The sequence below is a fragment of the Psychrobacter sp. genome (assembly GCF_036731945.1).
In the GTDB taxonomy this organism is placed as follows: Bacteria; Pseudomonadota; Gammaproteobacteria; order Pseudomonadales; family Moraxellaceae; genus Psychrobacter.
The window spans coordinates 1-16,286 of the sequence record NZ_DAINDI010000037.1 but is presented as its reverse complement, the minus strand read 5'-3'; the positions used below and the strand labels follow the sequence as shown (position 1 = coordinate 16,286).

The 16,286-nt window shown below is 43.0% G+C and carries 15 protein-coding genes and 1 pseudogene; 7 read left to right on the top strand and 9 right to left on the bottom strand.

All coding sequences use genetic code 11. From position 1 onward, the window contains the following. A partial coding sequence (locus V7D75_RS08915; protein ID WP_333614274.1) for a DUF2628 domain-containing protein occupies positions 1 to 630 on the bottom strand: 630 nt, incomplete at its 3' end. Between the two features lie 389 nt (positions 631 to 1,019). Here V7D75_RS08915 and trmB point away from each other — a divergent pair. The 3 genes from trmB to V7D75_RS08900 all read left to right on the top strand — a co-directional run bounded on the left by trmB (position 1,020) and on the right by V7D75_RS08900 (position 5,097). Further along, entirely contained in the window at positions 1,020 to 1,835 is an 816-nt protein-coding gene (trmB, locus tag V7D75_RS08910) for a tRNA (guanosine(46)-N7)-methyltransferase TrmB (RefSeq protein WP_442968944.1), read from the top strand. Positions 1,836 to 2,927: 1,092 nt separating this feature from the next. Next, positions 2,928 to 3,986, top strand: a complete 1,059-nt coding sequence (gene recA, locus V7D75_RS08905; protein WP_333614273.1) for a recombinase RecA — start codon at positions 2,928 to 2,930, stop codon at positions 3,984 to 3,986. A 40-nt stretch (positions 3,987 to 4,026) separates the two neighbouring features. Next, positions 4,027 to 5,097, top strand: a complete 1,071-nt coding sequence (locus tag V7D75_RS08900) for a regulatory protein RecX (RefSeq protein ID WP_333614272.1) — start codon at positions 4,027 to 4,029, stop codon at positions 5,095 to 5,097. A gap of 49 nt (positions 5,098 to 5,146) precedes the next feature. Here the strand turns inward: V7D75_RS08900 and V7D75_RS08895 are convergent, their stop codons facing one another. The 7 genes and pseudogenes from V7D75_RS08895 to V7D75_RS08865 form a co-directional block, all read right to left on the bottom strand. Then, positions 5,147 to 6,604: an anion permease gene (locus V7D75_RS08895; RefSeq protein WP_333614271.1), complete on the bottom strand. Its 1,458-nt coding sequence runs from the start codon at positions 6,602 to 6,604 to the stop codon at positions 5,147 to 5,149. A 348-nt stretch (positions 6,605 to 6,952) separates the two neighbouring features. Further along, on the bottom strand, positions 6,953 to 7,684 hold the full coding sequence (locus V7D75_RS08890; protein ID WP_333614270.1) for a YidB family protein: 732 nt from the start codon (positions 7,682 to 7,684) through the stop codon (positions 6,953 to 6,955). Positions 7,685 to 7,978: 294 nt separating this feature from the next. Beyond that, the gene (locus tag V7D75_RS08885) at positions 7,979 to 8,437 is read right to left on the bottom strand and encodes a hypothetical protein (protein ID WP_333614269.1); all 459 of its coding nucleotides are present in this window, start codon (positions 8,435 to 8,437) and stop codon (positions 7,979 to 7,981) included. 81 nt (positions 8,438 to 8,518) lie between these two features. Further along, entirely contained in the window at positions 8,519 to 8,803 is a 285-nt protein-coding gene (locus V7D75_RS08880; RefSeq protein WP_333614268.1) for an FAD assembly factor SdhE, read from the bottom strand. 170 nt (positions 8,804 to 8,973) lie between these two features. Next, positions 8,974 to 9,879, bottom strand: a complete 906-nt coding sequence (gene folP / locus V7D75_RS08875) for a dihydropteroate synthase (protein WP_333614267.1) — start codon at positions 9,877 to 9,879, stop codon at positions 8,974 to 8,976. A gap of 190 nt (positions 9,880 to 10,069) precedes the next feature. Beyond that, positions 10,070 to 11,961, bottom strand: a pseudogene (gene ftsH, locus V7D75_RS08870) (ATP-dependent zinc metalloprotease FtsH). Positions 11,962 to 12,411: 450 nt separating this feature from the next. Continuing rightward, the gene (locus V7D75_RS08865) at positions 12,412 to 13,044 is read right to left on the bottom strand and encodes an RlmE family RNA methyltransferase (protein WP_144296661.1); all 633 of its coding nucleotides are present in this window, start codon (positions 13,042 to 13,044) and stop codon (positions 12,412 to 12,414) included. Positions 13,045 to 13,466: 422 nt separating this feature from the next. Here V7D75_RS08865 and V7D75_RS08860 point away from each other — a divergent pair, with 422 nt between their 5' ends. From V7D75_RS08860 to V7D75_RS08850, 3 genes are all read left to right on the top strand, one after another. Then, on the top strand, positions 13,467 to 13,778 hold the full coding sequence (locus V7D75_RS08860) for a YhbY family RNA-binding protein (RefSeq protein ID WP_068403801.1): 312 nt from the start codon (positions 13,467 to 13,469) through the stop codon (positions 13,776 to 13,778). Between the two features lie 158 nt (positions 13,779 to 13,936). After that, positions 13,937 to 14,482 (top strand): hypothetical protein, encoded by a 546-nt coding sequence (locus V7D75_RS08855; protein WP_333614266.1) that lies wholly within the window; start codon positions 13,937 to 13,939, stop codon positions 14,480 to 14,482. Then, complete coding sequence (locus tag V7D75_RS08850) at positions 14,463 to 14,744, top strand: hypothetical protein (protein ID WP_333614265.1); 282 nt, start codon at positions 14,463 to 14,465, stop codon at positions 14,742 to 14,744. The genes V7D75_RS08855 and V7D75_RS08850 overlap by 20 nt, the downstream gene beginning before the upstream one ends. Positions 14,745 to 14,899: 155 nt before the next feature. On the opposite strand, the gene V7D75_RS08845 is transcribed toward V7D75_RS08850, so the two are convergent. Next, entirely contained in the window at positions 14,900 to 15,625 is a 726-nt protein-coding gene (locus tag V7D75_RS08845; RefSeq protein WP_068403797.1) for a CHAP domain-containing protein, read from the bottom strand. Positions 15,626 to 15,789: 164 nt separating this feature from the next. Between V7D75_RS08845 and V7D75_RS08840 the strand changes: the two genes are divergently transcribed. After that, positions 15,790 to 16,286: hypothetical protein (locus V7D75_RS08840; RefSeq protein WP_333614264.1), on the top strand; the 497-nt coding region annotated here is incomplete at its 3' end.

Below are 16,286 nucleotides of genomic sequence, written 5' to 3'. Positions count from 1 at the left end.
ATAGGTATCAAATAACACTTCATTTTCTTTAGGCTTGGCGACAATGGGCAAAAACTGCACCTTTATCACCATTAACGCAAAAGCAAAAAACCCAAATCCTAAGCCCAAGCCAAATAAACTGACCCCGCCTTCTTTTTTTAAATGCGCTTTTTGCGCCGCTTCATCGCGTGGATAATCATTGATAGCATCCGCAATCTCGCGCCGTGCCATGCGATAATAATAAGCATCTGTCCAGCGTGCCACCATAAATGACCAAAACAGCCAAATCAGCGCCGCGATAGCGACCCGTATGCCCATCTGATACGCATCGGCAATAAAAGGCATCGCCACAAACTCAAACGCTACCAATATCAGCGCCACATTCAGCTGGATAAATGACCAACCTGCGACGCTATATACAATCGCATCCATATAGCGCTTGCGATACAACAGCCAAGGAAAGGTGACAAAGAACGCCGCCCAGTGCCATTTAGGCGACAGGTAGCCTTGCTCATCAAACTCCTTAAAGCGCTTAAGATAATACGACTGGCTACGCTGACTGATAAACCATTTATCCAGTTGTTCGCGTTTAGCAGCGCTCAGCTGTTCTTGATAAAACGGTGGCGGCGAATCCGTCTCGATAAATAACATGGTGATAGGCCTTACTGATTATTAAGCATAAATGTTAACGCGCGGATTTATATATCGTTTTTTTATCCAACGATTCTTATTAAGTGGTTATTTTTAAACCCTTATTTTTAAAACATGCTGGCTATATGATAACGCCAAAAGCCCTGCGTAGAAAACCCATATATATGAAACCTATATATACAAACAGCCTATAAAGTTATAAGCGTTATGGCGGGTGCGCTAAAACTGTATTGTGCGTTCACAGTGGTGACGATTTCACTTATAATGAGGCAACTTTATCTACTTAATTAAGCTTTGTTAATCCTATGAGTCAACATCCTAAGCACAATGACATCAATAGTAGTGGTAACGATACGACTGATGCGCCAAACCCTAATACCGCTGATACCATGAACACAGAAATGCAAACCGCTTCTAACATCAATACTGATAGCGTTAATACTGATAACGTGGATGTAGATACTGATGCCAGCAGTCAGACTGAAGAGCCAACGGACAAGCACATTCGTATCGTTAATACCTTTATGAAGCGCCGTACGCACATGAATAAGAATGCCGAGCTGGCATTGACTGCGCCAGAATTTGCGCATTACTTGGTCAATAACAGTTTCGGAGATGGCAATCTTGAGGGCATTAACGATTTACGCGCGTTATTTGCAGATAGCCCGAATGGCAGTGATGCGCCGCTGACTTTAGAGATTGGTTTTGGCCTAGGCGATTCGTTTATCGAGATGGCCGCCGCAGAGCCGACGCGCAATTTTGTTGGTGTTGAAGTCCATGAGCCAGGTATCGGTAAATGCGCCTATATGGCAGGGACGCAAGGTTTAACCAACGTCAAAATCATCAACGGTGATGCCATTCAATTGCTCAAGCAATTACCAGAAAATCATATCGACCGCATTCAGCTTTACTTCCCTGATCCGTGGCAAAAAAAGCGCCACTACAAACGCCGCTTTGTCAGCCCTGAGCGTATGGCGATTGTTACGCGCAGCTTAAAGCAAGGCGGATGGTTCCATACGGCGACCGATTGGGAACATTACGCCTTTTGGATGGTCGAAGTGTTAGATGCTTTTGCTGGACTGACCAATCAAGCAGGCGCTGGTAATTTCACCGACCGTCCTGACTTTCGTCCAATGACTAAGTTTGAGCGCCGCGGTTTAGAGCGCGGACACGGCGTTTGGGATTTGATCTATATCAAGGATTAGGCTTGGTAGCGTAACCCTAGCATTCTTGCACGATAGCGGCTAAGATACTAATAACGTACTTAGCCGTTTTTTTATGCCAATTCATTTTTCCGCTTTTAGCTGAATTTTGCTACTTTTAGCATAGCCCTTGACATATAAGGCTTTGCATGTCGTTTTTAAAATGTTGAGCCATTCAAGGCTGTTATTGAACGCCCTGTAGGCGCAGGCATTATGTGAAACATAGGCGTAACAGAACAATTTTTTTATTAAATTTAAAGTTGCAAAAATAGAAATCATCAATATTTCGCCTGTCTCTAAGATTTTATGTCTGCGCAAACATCGGTAACATAAGGGTTTGCTGAGTTCTCCCCATAAGCTGTGGATAACCCTGTGTATAAGTCGCTACTTGACAAGCATTTCCTTAGATAGCTTAAAGGGTTAGGTAAAATCGTTCATTTTTTGTACAATTTTAAAAACTTTATAAATCAACAACTTACAACATATTTAAAAGATAAATAATATATTTTTAATTTTTTTCAAATTTATTTAAACCTTATGGATGTTTCACAACCTACAAATAAAAATACTTTTTTTATTGTGGACAACTCATAAAACTATTGACAAATCATCCGTTTATCACGTCCAAAACTATATGCAAAGCATGATTATTTCATAATAAAAGCAGGACAATAATAGGCGACATTCACTGTCGTTTAGCCGCTTACTACGCTAAATATTGGGCTTGGTTTTTGTTATAATAGCCTTATCTAAACAATAGCGATATAACACAAGGTAGCGCGACCAGTATCGCAAAGATAAACCTACAGCCATCGTTATAGCAAATGAGTATCGGCATTTATGAACTTTTTTTTGCTTTTCTCATGATTCAATTTTACTGTATAGTAAGGTGATATATTCGATATCACTGTCTTCAACCTAATATAACCCTCTACCCCAAACTTGCCAAACGTGTGGTTTACTGATGATGAAAGTCGTGAGTGATTTCACTGAGCAAGTCGTTATTTAACAAACGCTTTAAACCTATCGTTTTAAAAGCAACGTTTTACATAACTAAACCATTTTATATTTATTATTTTTCACAAGGAGTCCTACATGGACGAAAATAAAGCCAAAGCCCTCAAAGCAGCATTAGGTCAAATTGAAAAGCAATTTGGTAAAAACACCATTATGCACCTTGGTGACGAGTCAGCCACGCTTGACGCCGATGTGGTCTCTACCGGCTCATTGGGTCTAGATATTGCGCTTGGCATTGGTGGTTTGCCAAAAGGTCGTATCATTGAGATTTACGGTCCTGAAAGCTCTGGTAAAACCACCATGACCTTGCAAGCGATTGCCGAATGCCAAAAGCAAGGCGGCGTTTGTGCCTTTATCGATGCCGAGCATGCCCTTGACCCAGTTTACGCCCGTAAACTTGGGGTAAATACGGACGATTTACTCGTGTCACAGCCAGATAATGGCGAGCAAGCACTTGAGATTACCGATATGTTGGTGCGCTCAGGGGCGGTTGATATGATTGTCATCGACTCAGTCGCGGCGCTAACCCCGCGAGCAGAAATCGAAGGGGAAATGGGCGACTCGCACATGGGCTTGCAGGCACGTTTGATGAGCCAAGCGCTGCGTAAAATTACCGGTAATGCCAAACGCTCGAACTGTATGGTGGTCTTTATCAACCAGATTCGTATGAAAATCGGCGTTATGTTTGGTAGTCCTGAAACCACAACCGGTGGTAATGCACTAAAATTCTATGCGTCCGTACGTATGGATATCCGCCGTATCGGGGCGGTGAAAAATGGCGATGATATCATCGGTAACCAAACCCGTGTCAAAGTCATCAAAAACAAAATGGCGCCGCCATTCCGTCAAGCTGAATTTGAAATCACTTATGGTGAAGGTACTAACCATTTAGCAGAAGTGATTGATTTGGGCGTTGAGATTGGCGCAGTTGGCAAAGCAGGCTCTTGGTACAGCTATGGCGATGAAAAAATCGGTCAAGGTAAAGCCAATTCGGTACTGTTTTTAAAAGAAAACCCTGCGATTGCTGAAGAGATCGAAGCGAAAATTCGAGCTGAAAAACTTGGAGTAGTCGACCCTAATAAAGCTCCAGACAAGGAAGAGCCTGAACAAGACTTTGCTCCTGAGCCTGTGCAATAATAGATTTTTTGTAGAATATGATTGTCTATCATGATTGATTATGAAAATTAAAACCTTAGCTGAAATACTCGCTGAGTCGGAAGCCGATTCAGCGAGTGCTACTCCTGCAAAATCCAAAAAGTCTACCAAATCCTCTGAGTCTTTCAAACACACTCAGAGCTCCTATCAAGACAAGCCTAGAAAAACGGCTAAACGTACGACTTATACAAAAAAAGAAGCAACACCTTTACAGGACGATGTTATAACGGATATAGACTCGCTTGTCTCTTCTTCCTCTTATAATAAAAAACCTTCTAAAAACAAAAAGCGCAAAAAAAACTTTCATCCAGCGGCAATTTTTATTCCTGAGGCTAATGACATACCTGCCTATCAGCCACCAGAAGCGCAAAGTATCAAACAGCTACTTGCCGAGGTTAAGCACGAGGTTCATAGTAGCGAAGATAATGAGCATACAGATAGCAATATTGCTAACGGTCATAGTGAATTAAACCATCAAGCTAATAATCAAACAGACAACCTACCTGCAGCGCTTAAAGCCTATTTGCGTACGCCTGAGCAACGCCAAGCGGATATCGACGCCATTAAAGCCGAAAGCCGTTTGCGCTGGTTGGCATTTTATTATTTGTCACGCCGTGAATACGGCAAAGCCGAGCTGAAACAAAAGCTGCTAGACAAAGAGCAAGACCCCGATAAAATCGATGCTCTACTTGATGAGTTTGCAGAAAAAGGCTATCAAAGCGATTATCGTACCACGCTGATGCTGATACGAGAAAATATCCGTAAAGGACGCGGACGCGCTCGTATTAAGCAAGAGTTCTATCATAAAAAGATAGCCATGCCTGGCAATATTGATGAGCTGATCGACATGGCCAATGCCGAATCGGAAGAATTTATTGAATTTATCAATGAGAATACCGATAACTTAGTCGAAGGCGTCGATTGGCTAAAACTTGCGGTCACCGCCCGTACCAAAAAGTATGGCGATAACATCCCAACTGAACAAAAAGACAAAGCACGCCAGCTACGATTTTTGCAATACCGCGGTTTCAATACCGATATCTGCTTTGAGGCGTTAAATTATACGTTAGATACCTTAGATGAGCGCTTCTAACCAATTTGAGCAAACTCATTGATGATTCATAATATTGTCAGTTTATTTACTAATAATAACCAAGCAGTTTCCACCAAATCAAACCTGCGCCTATCCATACCACAAGATTGACCACACTCATGATGGCGCCGATAATCCACCACTCTCCTAGGGTCACATAGCCGGAGTTAAAAATAACCGGCGCCGTACCTGTTGCATAATGGGTCAACGTCATCATGATATTGCCTGCTGCTGCTAAAATAAGCGCATATAACATTGGCGGCGCCCCTAGGCTTAACCCTACTGCATAAAAAGCAGCAAACAAGGCGGTAATATGGGCGGTGGTACTGGCAAAAAAGTAATGAATATACAAATAAACCAACGTCAAAATCGCCACAGCGCCGATCCAGCCGACGCCTGTTACGCCAATCATTGATTCGATATTGCTTGAGAACCAGCCGACCAGACCCAGTTTATTGAGGTAAGACGCCATCATAATCAGGGCCCCAAACCATACGATGGTATCCCATGCTGATTTTTCTTTAAGCACGTCATCCCATGTTAATACGCCTGTCAGTATAAGCGCTGTCAAACCAATAAAAGCAGTGGTTGTCGCATCGACACTTAATTGTTCACCAAAGATTAGTGCTGGAATATTGGCCCACAATATCAGCATTAAAGCGAAGACGCCCAACATGATTTTTTCCTGCGTGCTCACCTGCCCCATCTCGCTTAGATTGTCTTTGGCAAACTGCTTGGCATCGGGGGTGACTTTGACATCGGGCGGATAAATCAGATAAATAACCAACGGCATCAATAGTAAACACAGCATCCCCGGTATAAACATGGCGACCGCCCACGTCGTCCATGACAGCTGAATCTCACTCCCGGTAGCTTTATTGACCAAATCTACCACCAGTGGGTTTGGCGCGGTGGCGGTAATAAACATACCGGATGTAATCGGGTTGGCGTGATAATTCACCATCGCTAAATAACGGCCAATTTTATTTTGCGTGCCCTCTTCTGGCGTTGAATGAAAGCTTTGCGCAATTGACCGCATAATGGGGTGAATAATCCCGCCACCACGAGCGGTATTAGAAGGTGTAATCGGTGCTATCATCAGCTCCGCTGCGCTCAACGAGTAAGCAACGCCTATGGTCTTTTTTCCAAATATCGAGATGAAGTAATAAGCAATACGCCGACCCAAACCCGTTTTTATAAGTCCTCGCGATATCATCACCGCAATACCGATGAGCCAAATCAGTGGGCTTGAATAGCTCGATAGTGCATCAGCGATGGCGTCTTTTGGACTGTCATTAGTCACGCCTGTTAGCGCCACCAACATAACGGCGATAATGGCAATTGCCCCGATGGGCAAGACTTTACCGATGATGGCAACAATGGTGGCGATGAATAAGGCCAGCATATGCCACGCTTCCGGTGTCACCCCTGTCGGTACAGGAATCACAAACCAGATAATCAAACCAATTAAGATGGCAATCGCTGCTTGGATAGGCTTAAATGGCATGGGTCATATCCTTGTAAAATACTTATACCTTTATATCGCTGGCATTTTTTATATGAGACTTTTTAAAGAAACTGGCTTACAACATGCAAAGCTATGAAGTAGCCCTAAATAAATTATACCGTTATCATAAAATATTTAAATCGTCTTGGTGTCCTTAGTCACGGTTCTTAACATATCTATCTTTTTAGCGTTTTTATATTTTTAGCGTTAAATTAATGATAGATAATTTGGCTTCCTTATTAGGTTAGAATGTCAGTCTTTTGAATAAATTAAAAATAGAAAAAAGAGCGCATGTATATGCACTCTTTTTTTAATGACGAAAAGCAAGACTTATAAAGGACAATTATTTTACTTTAATGTGCCTAAACGATTTGATAACTGATTGATAATTTGGTCAATCTCTTCGTTGGCTTCAGGTTCATTTTCCAAATTGCCATTTGGCGTTAATTGGTTCATAACCTCAGGCAGTAGCTCAGCCAGACCTTGGCGGACTTCCATTTCATTTGCGCCGGTATGCGCCGCTACCTGCTGAATCTCACTTTCATCAAATAAACGGGTAATCTCATTGGGATCAAGGTTATCATTGACCTCTTGGTTACTCATCCAAGAACGCGCTTGATTCTCGTAACCCATGCCAGTGATTTTTGATAAAGCGCCACTCAAACCACCATTGCGTTTGATCCAACTGAGTACCATCGGCATCAATGCAGCGATCAGCATACCTTTACCACCAAATCCCGCGCGCGAGGTTCGACCGCCACCCATTTGACCACTTAAGACGCTACCTAAAATATCGCCAAGTCCACCCGCGCCTGCACTCATACCGCCGCGCTGGTTTGCGCCCGTAAGCCCGCCGATGATGTCATCTAAACCAAAACCATTATCTGCTGAGCGGCGCTCATACTGCTGCGGATTGTAAGGTGCGGGTTGATGACCGCCACCAAGTACGCTACCCAATATGTCACCAAGTCCGCCAGTGCGGCGCGGATTAATACGTTGGTTGACCGGATTGCGTTGTCTGTCCTCTGGATCCATGGCACTGCGCGCCACTTGACTGACTAAATTTCCTAATAAGCTCATGATATCGTCCTTTTATTATAAATAATGTATCGTCAAATATCTGATCCTCTTTACTCATCTAAAAATCTATTCGTCACGGATATGGCAAATCCTTAAATAATAAGATAAATAAGAGCTTGACGTTTATCTCCACTATAGCAAAACCCTTACTTAGCCTAGATAGACGTTTTGTTATGGCATGTAGCGGCATGTTAGTGATTGAAAGGAAGAAATGAGAGGTAGGAAAAGATATATAAAGAATTGCACCATATAGATGATGCTACTTGTATTATTTTCTTAACGCGTGGTCTTTATTTACGCCGTTTTGGCAGAAACGCTATTGGCTAAAATAGACAATTTGCGCCATTGCTCGGCGCTGACTTGATCCCGAAATATCGCGACTGCTAAAGGGCGCTGATAAGGCTCTTTGACAATAAATTTAAAACATATCACCCAAGAATAGCTGCTGATTGCGATCAACTCAGCTTGCCACAAGTTATCGCCGCGACTGCTCCGCATCAGTAGTTGCCAATGTTGATAGATGCTCTTATTTAAGGGCGGCTGGCTTAGATGCAGTAAAATCGGTCGCGATAGCGCTAAATAGCTTACGGTAGCGGCACTTACAATCAATATGAGTACATACTGCCACAACGCCAATGACGCAAGCGCTGCCAATATTAGCAGCGCACTGGCCAAAAGCAGATAAAACATCAAACGTATACGGCTCATAGGTTTGATCAGCGCGTCAATACGTAAGGAGCTTAGCAATGTCATCGTTAGCATCCAAGCAGAATTTTATGTATTCAAACTTCTATCTCAAAGGCTGGTACTTTGAAAGAAATTCAACGGTTACGTTTAACTTTTACTATGACGCCATGTTTTAATTTTATTAACCAAATCCCATATCGCTGCATTTTCTGGACGGCTTTGGTTGGTAAAATAATCCAATAAATCTGGATCTTCATGGGTCAGCATTTCTGCGAAAGTCGCCTGTTCACTCGGGTCAGCGGTTAAATACAACTCTTTAATATAGGGGTCAATATAAAAGTCTAATCCGCGGCGTGCTTGATAAATAATGCGGCGTTGCTCAAGGGTGGGTTCTGGTTGCTTGTTTGGCTCTGGTTGATTGCTAATCGTCATAAAAATATTCCCATAGGTTTAAATGGTATTTAACTAAATGGCGTTAAATAAATAGTAAGGTTAATAAATAATAAGAGTCAGCCGTGCTTATAAAAGCATCGTTTATGAAGATAACGTTTATAAAAGGCAATCTAGCAACAGCCAGCTTATAAAAAGCTTTTAATAACCTATCAGCTTTGATTATACGCCGATAATTGCTGCCATAGCGTCACCGCTTGCTGCATCATAGCGACATTATGGGTGCGGATAATACTAGCGCCCTGTTGTAGCGCAAAAATCCCTGCCGCCGTTCCTACTGCATCACGCTCTAACGCTTGAGTATTGGCAAGCGCTTCTACTCCACTTCTGCTTAATACTTCAGCTAAAAAACGCTTACGTGAAATACCAAACATCATTGGCAATCCGAGCGTTTGCAAGCGTTCGAGCTGACTTAATAACGCGCAATGATGCTCATAGTTTTTTGCAAAGCCAAAACCTGGATCGATAATGATTTTTTCGCGCTTAACACCTAGGCTTGTCACCTCAGCGATACGCGCTGTTAGCTCGGTACTGACTTCTTTAATCACATCATCATACTGAGCAAGACTATTCATCGTCGTAGGCTCACCGCGCATGTGCATCAGCATGACAGGAACATCAAGCTTAGCTGCCATCTCTGCTGCGCCTTCACGCTTCAGCGCGCGGACGTCATTCCAAATATCAGCGCCTGCTTCAAATGCTGCCTGCATAATGATAGGATTACTGGTATCAATAGATAACCAAATATCCTTACCTATATCGCCTAGCTGTTGGCGAATCGCTTTGACGACTGGCACGACACGCTGCACTTCTTCTTCGGTAGACACAGCAGCGGCATTGGGGCGCGTAGACTCACCGCCGATATCGATAATGGTTGCGCCCGCGCCTATCATGTCTTTAGCGTGAGTGATGGCGCTATCAATCGCAGTAAACCGTCCGCCATCAGAAAAGGAATCAGGTGTGACGTTTAAGATGCCCATAACATGCGGCTGTGATAAATCTAAATTTTTATCGCGGCTCGTTACTTTATAATTAGGTAAAGGCTGGAATAATGACATAACTTATCCATGATAAATTGTATTTTACAGAATTGTGTTAGCGGGATTTACACAGTTTAAGATTATAAACGTCCATGATAGCAGCAAATCTTATTCTGTCCTAAAACCTTCATCAAATGACGCCCACAAAAAAGCCCTTTATCAAAAAGGGCTTTTTATCGACTATCTATGAGATTGTAATAACAAGAAACTACATCGCTGGTAATGGCGGCGGTGTAGAGTTCGTCGGTTTGATATCAGTTTTCGATAAGTCTACTTCATTAGGCTGATAGACTCTTGGCGGACGAGGCTCTTCACCTGCCAAAATATCCTGCAACTGATCGCGGTCAATGGTTTCCCATTTCATCAGCGCATCTACCATCGCATGCATTTTGTCTTGATTGCCTTCAATCAATTCGCGGGCGATATCATATTGCTCTTCCAGCATACGGCGTACTTCTTCATCAACTTTTTGCTGCGTGGCTTCCGAAATCGTCCGACCACCGCCACCAAAGTAACCCTGTGAGCTATCATCGTCTTCGTAAACCATGATGCCTAGCGCATCTGACATACCATATTTGGTTACCATCGCGCGTGCCATTTTGGTCGCACGTTCAAAATCGTTTGATGCGCCCGTTGACATTTGATTGATAAAGACTTCTTCAGCAATACGGCCACCAAACAATATCGCAATATCGTTAAGCATTTTCGATTTATACATGCTGGTCTGATCATGCTCAGGTAGCTGCCAAGTCACGCCAAGGGCAAAACCACGCGGCATAATCGTCACTTTATGGACAGGATCGGTGCCTGGTAGCAATTCTGCAACTAGCGCATGACCTGCTTCATGATAAGCCGTCGCGCGGCGCTCTTCTTCACGGATGACCATAGATTTACGCTCAGGACCCATATATAGCTTGTCTTTTGCGTCTTCAAAGTCATATCAACGCTACGTTTGTTACGACGCGCGGCAAACAATGCCGCTTCGTTAACAAGATTGGCAAGCTGCGCACCACTGAAGCCCGGTGTACCACGAGCCAATGCATGCGCATCAACACCAATCGTATTCGGCAATTTGCGTAGATGCACTTTAAGGATTTGCTCGCGACCTTTAATATCTGGCAAACCTACTTGTACCTGACGGTCAAAACGACCTGGGCGTAATAGTGCTTTATCAAGGACGTCTGCACGGTTGGTTGCCGCAATGACGATAACGCCTTCGTTACCTTCAAAACCATCCATTTCAACCAATAATTGGTTCAATGTCTGCTCACGCTCATCATTACCGCCGCCCATACCAGAGCCACGATGACGACCGACCGCATCAATCTCATCAATAAAGATGATACATGGCGCGCTTTTCTTTGCTTGCTCAAACATATCACGCACACGTGACGCACCAACACCGACAAACATCTCAACGAAGTCAGAACCTGAAATCGAGAAGAAAGGTACTTTGGCTTCACCAGCAATGGCTCTTGCCAATAGTGTTTTACCCGTACCTGGAGGACCAACCATCAAGATACCACGTGGAATCGTCGCGCCAAGCTTGGTAAATTTATCAGGGTCGCGTAAAAACTCAACAACCTCGACGACTTCTTCTTTGGCTTCTTCACAGCCAGCAACGTCATCAAAGTTCACTTTGATTTGGTCTTCAGTCAGCATTTTGGCTTTTGATTTACCAAAGCTCATTGGACCGCCGCCTTTACCGCCAGCGCCGCCCTGCATATTACGCATAAAGAATAAAAACAGACCAATAATCAATAAAATTGGGAAACTGGCTATCAGCAGTTGCATCAAAACACTTTGACGCTTAGGCGCCGTGCCTTGCACTTCAACTTGGTTTTCGCGTAATAGTGGCATTAGCTGATCATCAGTCACAGCTGGACGAATGGTCTCAAATGATGAACCATTTTTCTTCTCGCCGGTGATTTGCTCGCCATCGATTTCAACACTGGCTACTTGGTTTTCTGACACGGCGGTCACGAACTCCGAGTAGTTAAGATTATCCGGCTCAGATGATTTGTCAAAGCCGCTAAACACCAGCACTAAAACACCGATCACCACCAGCCACAATAAGGTATTTTTTACCATGTCGCTCACTAGTTATTCCCATCCCTTACTTATTGGTGTGTTTACTAAACACGTGACGTCTATATATAAACGTATGGCTCACTATTCAATGCCTAGCTGCAAATTATTATTTTTACTTAGATTTAATGCCTCTAAAAACCCGAGCAAAATAATAAATAAACGAACTAAAATGAATAACTGAGCGGTTAAAGCGTTTACTCTCAGACGACTTTGCTTAAAACATAGGCTTGATACATAGATGTAAAAATATAGATTTAAAACAAAGTTAATATATCATGATATGTGGTGCTAACCTGTATAATTCAAGCAGCAATCACATTTATTCAGTTAACGGATTGTAGCGTTTTTACGCTCATTAACCATAGCCTTTATGGTGACCTTTTATCACACTTTATAGGATGGATGATTCGCGCAACTGATTGACGTTAAAACCTTTTTATTAAATAGTCAAACCAATGACTACTTAATGGCAATCCAAAACATCTCTTTTGAGCGTGGTCGTGAAGCACCCGGTTTAATACTACGAATTTTACTAAAATCTGCCTGCATCTGCTTGCGTAATTCTTGTGTCCCCTCGCCTTGAAACACTTTCATAATAAGCGCGCCACCTTCGGGTAAGGTTGCCAGCGCAAAATCGACCGCCAGCTCGCATAAATACATCATGCGCGGCTGATCGATGGCGCTATTGCCAGCAGTATTAGGGGCCATATCCGATAGCACCACATCGACCTGTCGGTTGCCGACTTCTGCCATGATACGCTCGAACACGTCTGCCTCACGAAAATCACCTTGAATAAAGGTCACATCGGGCAAGGTATCCATCGGCAGTATATCAGAGGCAATCAGGACGCCTTTTTCACCGACCAATTTGCCAGCGACTTGCGACCAACTGCCGGGCGCACTGCCCAAGTCAACGACGGTCATGCCCTTTTTAATCAGATTGGTTTTCTCATTAATCTCCAACAATTTATAAGCAGCGCGGGCACGGTAGCCATCTTTCTGGGCTTTTTTCACATAAGGATCGTCAATGTGCTCTTGCATCCAAGCACTACTACTTTTTGACAATTTTTTATTTTCAATACGCGTGACCAAAATGACTGCTCCTATTGTCTGGTAATATACCTGCTTGCTAATACATCGTTTTTAAAACACGACTGGCGGTTTATAAAGGGGTTATTTATGAGCGTTTAATAACGGTCTACTTTTAAAATAGTCGCTTCTCAATTGAGCGTCTATAAAAACGTTCTTATCAGCATATCATTACGCTAGTACTGAACAACGAAATCTTGTATCTGTCTCATTACCCTTTAACCGCGAAATTCTCTTGGCAAAAACACTGCTTTATAAACCTATAGCGTTTATAATGCACTTATACTTTCAGTTTAACATTTTCATCACGTAAAATCGTGCAAAATCCTGCTGATCTCATGCAAGGTGACCATAGATTATCTATAATGGTCATTATCTGCTCGCAATAGCACCGGCTTTTATTTTTATCAACATCTAGGAATAGTATGCAACTCGATAACGCTACCGTTAAACGCCTAAAAGGCATTGGTCATGACCTAAAACCGATTGTTATGATTGGCAATAAAGGCATTACCCCAAGTATCGCTGAAGAGATTGATCGCGCTTTGACCGATCATGAACTTATCAAAGTAAAATTGCCAGCTGGCAGCAAAGAAGAGCGCGATGTCATCGGCGCTGAGCTTGCCGCAGCGGCTAATGCGACTTTGATACACTCAATTGGCCGTATGGCGCTGTTACTGCGTCAAAACCCAAACGCCAATCCAAAGCTGTCAAACCTTGCGCGTCATGCCCAATAAATAAGCTACCTATTTAATTTTAGCTTATGTTCTATCTTATTGAATAAAAGCCGCGCTGCATTTGCTCGCGGCTTTTATGCTATTTATAGTCAGTTTAAATAAAATAGTAGAAGTATGATAATGCGCTACTGATATTAAACTCTGGATATTATCGACCTATGAGCCAAATTTTTAATTTATGTTTAGCGACTGATACGCTAGCCGCTGATGCCGAGCAGCTAGGTGTCACCATAGCAGACTTAAAAAGCATTCAAGTAGAAGTGGTCGCAACTTTGGTCAATAGAGCTGTCATTGCCCAGCCTACAGAATGGCAATTACAGCTTGATTACTGCATCACGTTACCGCTTGAATCGTTAGCAGCGCAATTAGACTGGCCGACATGGCAAGCTGAGCAAGTAGGTTTTGCAGATTATTTGTGGGAGCAGACTTGCCTTGAATGCTTTTTAGCAGGCGAGTTGATAAACAGCGCCGTTTCGATAAATGAAAATAACAACAAAACAAACCCTTACCTTGAAATAAACGCCAGCCCCGACGGTCGTTATGCGCTTTATCAATTTGCCGACTATCGCAACCCTGCGACATTACCGCCGACGCCCCTTTTACAAGGAGATGGACAAACGCGGGCTTCTATTGATTGGACAGCTACTCCTTTCTCAGTGAGTAACGCCGCTACAAGCCGATTCAATGATAACTCCCTCTTTTAATGATCCATTAATAGCTGACGCTAAAACTTATCATTTCGAGCGTAGCTTTTATTTATCATTAAACCAATTACCCCAAGTACAGACTACCAACGATGAGATTGGCATTGAATACCTCCATCCTTGTGTGATTTTAAGCTTTGATACTAAACTTGGTAAGACGGCATTATATTTCGCGCCCAATCACGCCGCCCCGCCAGATTTTCACGACATGCAGTATTGGCCAGTATTTGATAAACAGGCCGCAATGGTGCAATCCTCTTAAAACGCTAATGCACTCTACCTTTTCCTCTCACGCTTTCTAATTTTATGTTTCTGAATTTAATACATAAAAAAACCAGTAATGCCATCAAGAGCATTACTGGGTTCGGAGAAAACACTAAATTCTAAAATCTATAATCGTTATTTCTTGCTTGCTGATTAGTCAGCCATAGCAAGATAGATACCGCGGTTCGATGCATCGTCAACGTATTTAGAATCACGCCAAGTGGTATAACTGTATACACCGCTATATGGGCTGATGCTACTCTGGCGGAAGTCAGATACCCAATCATTACCATCAAAGATTTGAATATGACCATGCGGATGCTTTGAGCTGCGATCATAAACCACAACATCGCCTACTTGTGGCTGAGTATTATTACTAATCTTAGCAAAGCCAGCTTGGGCTAGCGTACCACGAGAGGCATACTGATAGGCTGACGGATTTGGCGTAAACTCGTAACCTGCTGACTGTAATGCTTTACGGACGTAACGGGCACAGTAACCTGTGCTGCTTGAGCGCGCAACGCGTGACGCATTGGCGGCGGCGATAGCAGGAGCAGAATAACGATCAGGTACTGATTTTGCTTGCTGCTGACGCTGCTCATAAGATAAGCGGCTGGTTAGCGAAGCAAGCTGGTATTCTTTCTGTTTTGCATGCGCACTAAGATTGTCAATCGCTTGACTGATTTCGTCATTGCTAGAAACATAAGCACCGCTATTAGTGCTATAAATATTGCGACTTGAACCGTAGTTCGCAGAAGTAGAGATATTTGTAATGGTATGACTCAAGGTATTATTTGGTTGAAAGGTTGTTTCGACAGCACCACTCGTCTGTGCTATACCCATTCCCAATACTGACAAAATTAATAAAGCTTGTTTCATAAATTTACTACCTATTGTAAATACAGGATTGCTCGCCGTCCGTGACAAAGCATGAATTAATTTAGGGAAGATGACCATGAAATAAACATGATAAAATCCGTAGTACAAAAGCTCGCTGTTTATGATGAATATCGCTGCTGTCACCTAGAAGATGAGTGTTTACGATGTCAAAAAAACAACCTAACCGACTTGCTAAACTGATTGATCATCAAGCTTTTGCAGGTAGCGCGCTACCTCAAACTCTTGCTGACAATATGCGTTTATATCTACAAGCAACGACCGAGGTAAAAGAGCTTTTGGTAGATTGTCTACCTGAGGAAATCCTCAATAACTGCTGGGTCGTGGGCTTAACCGCTGAGCAACTTATACTCAGTGTGGGCTCGATGACCGCTGCCAATCATATTCGCTATTTACAGAACGCCTATTTGCAGGTATTAACAGAGCAGTCGATTACATTTAAACAACTCAAGCAAATTCGCGTCGTCGTAGCCAATATTTCCGCTCATAATAATTATTCTAAATCATCACAAGCGTTATCAGCGTCCTTATCAAAGCCTCGTAAAGCCCATGAAAATCAGGCCCTTAGCCAAAACACAAAGCGGACTATATCACAGGCTGCAGAGCATGTCACCACCGATAAAAATCTTAAAAATGCACTTTT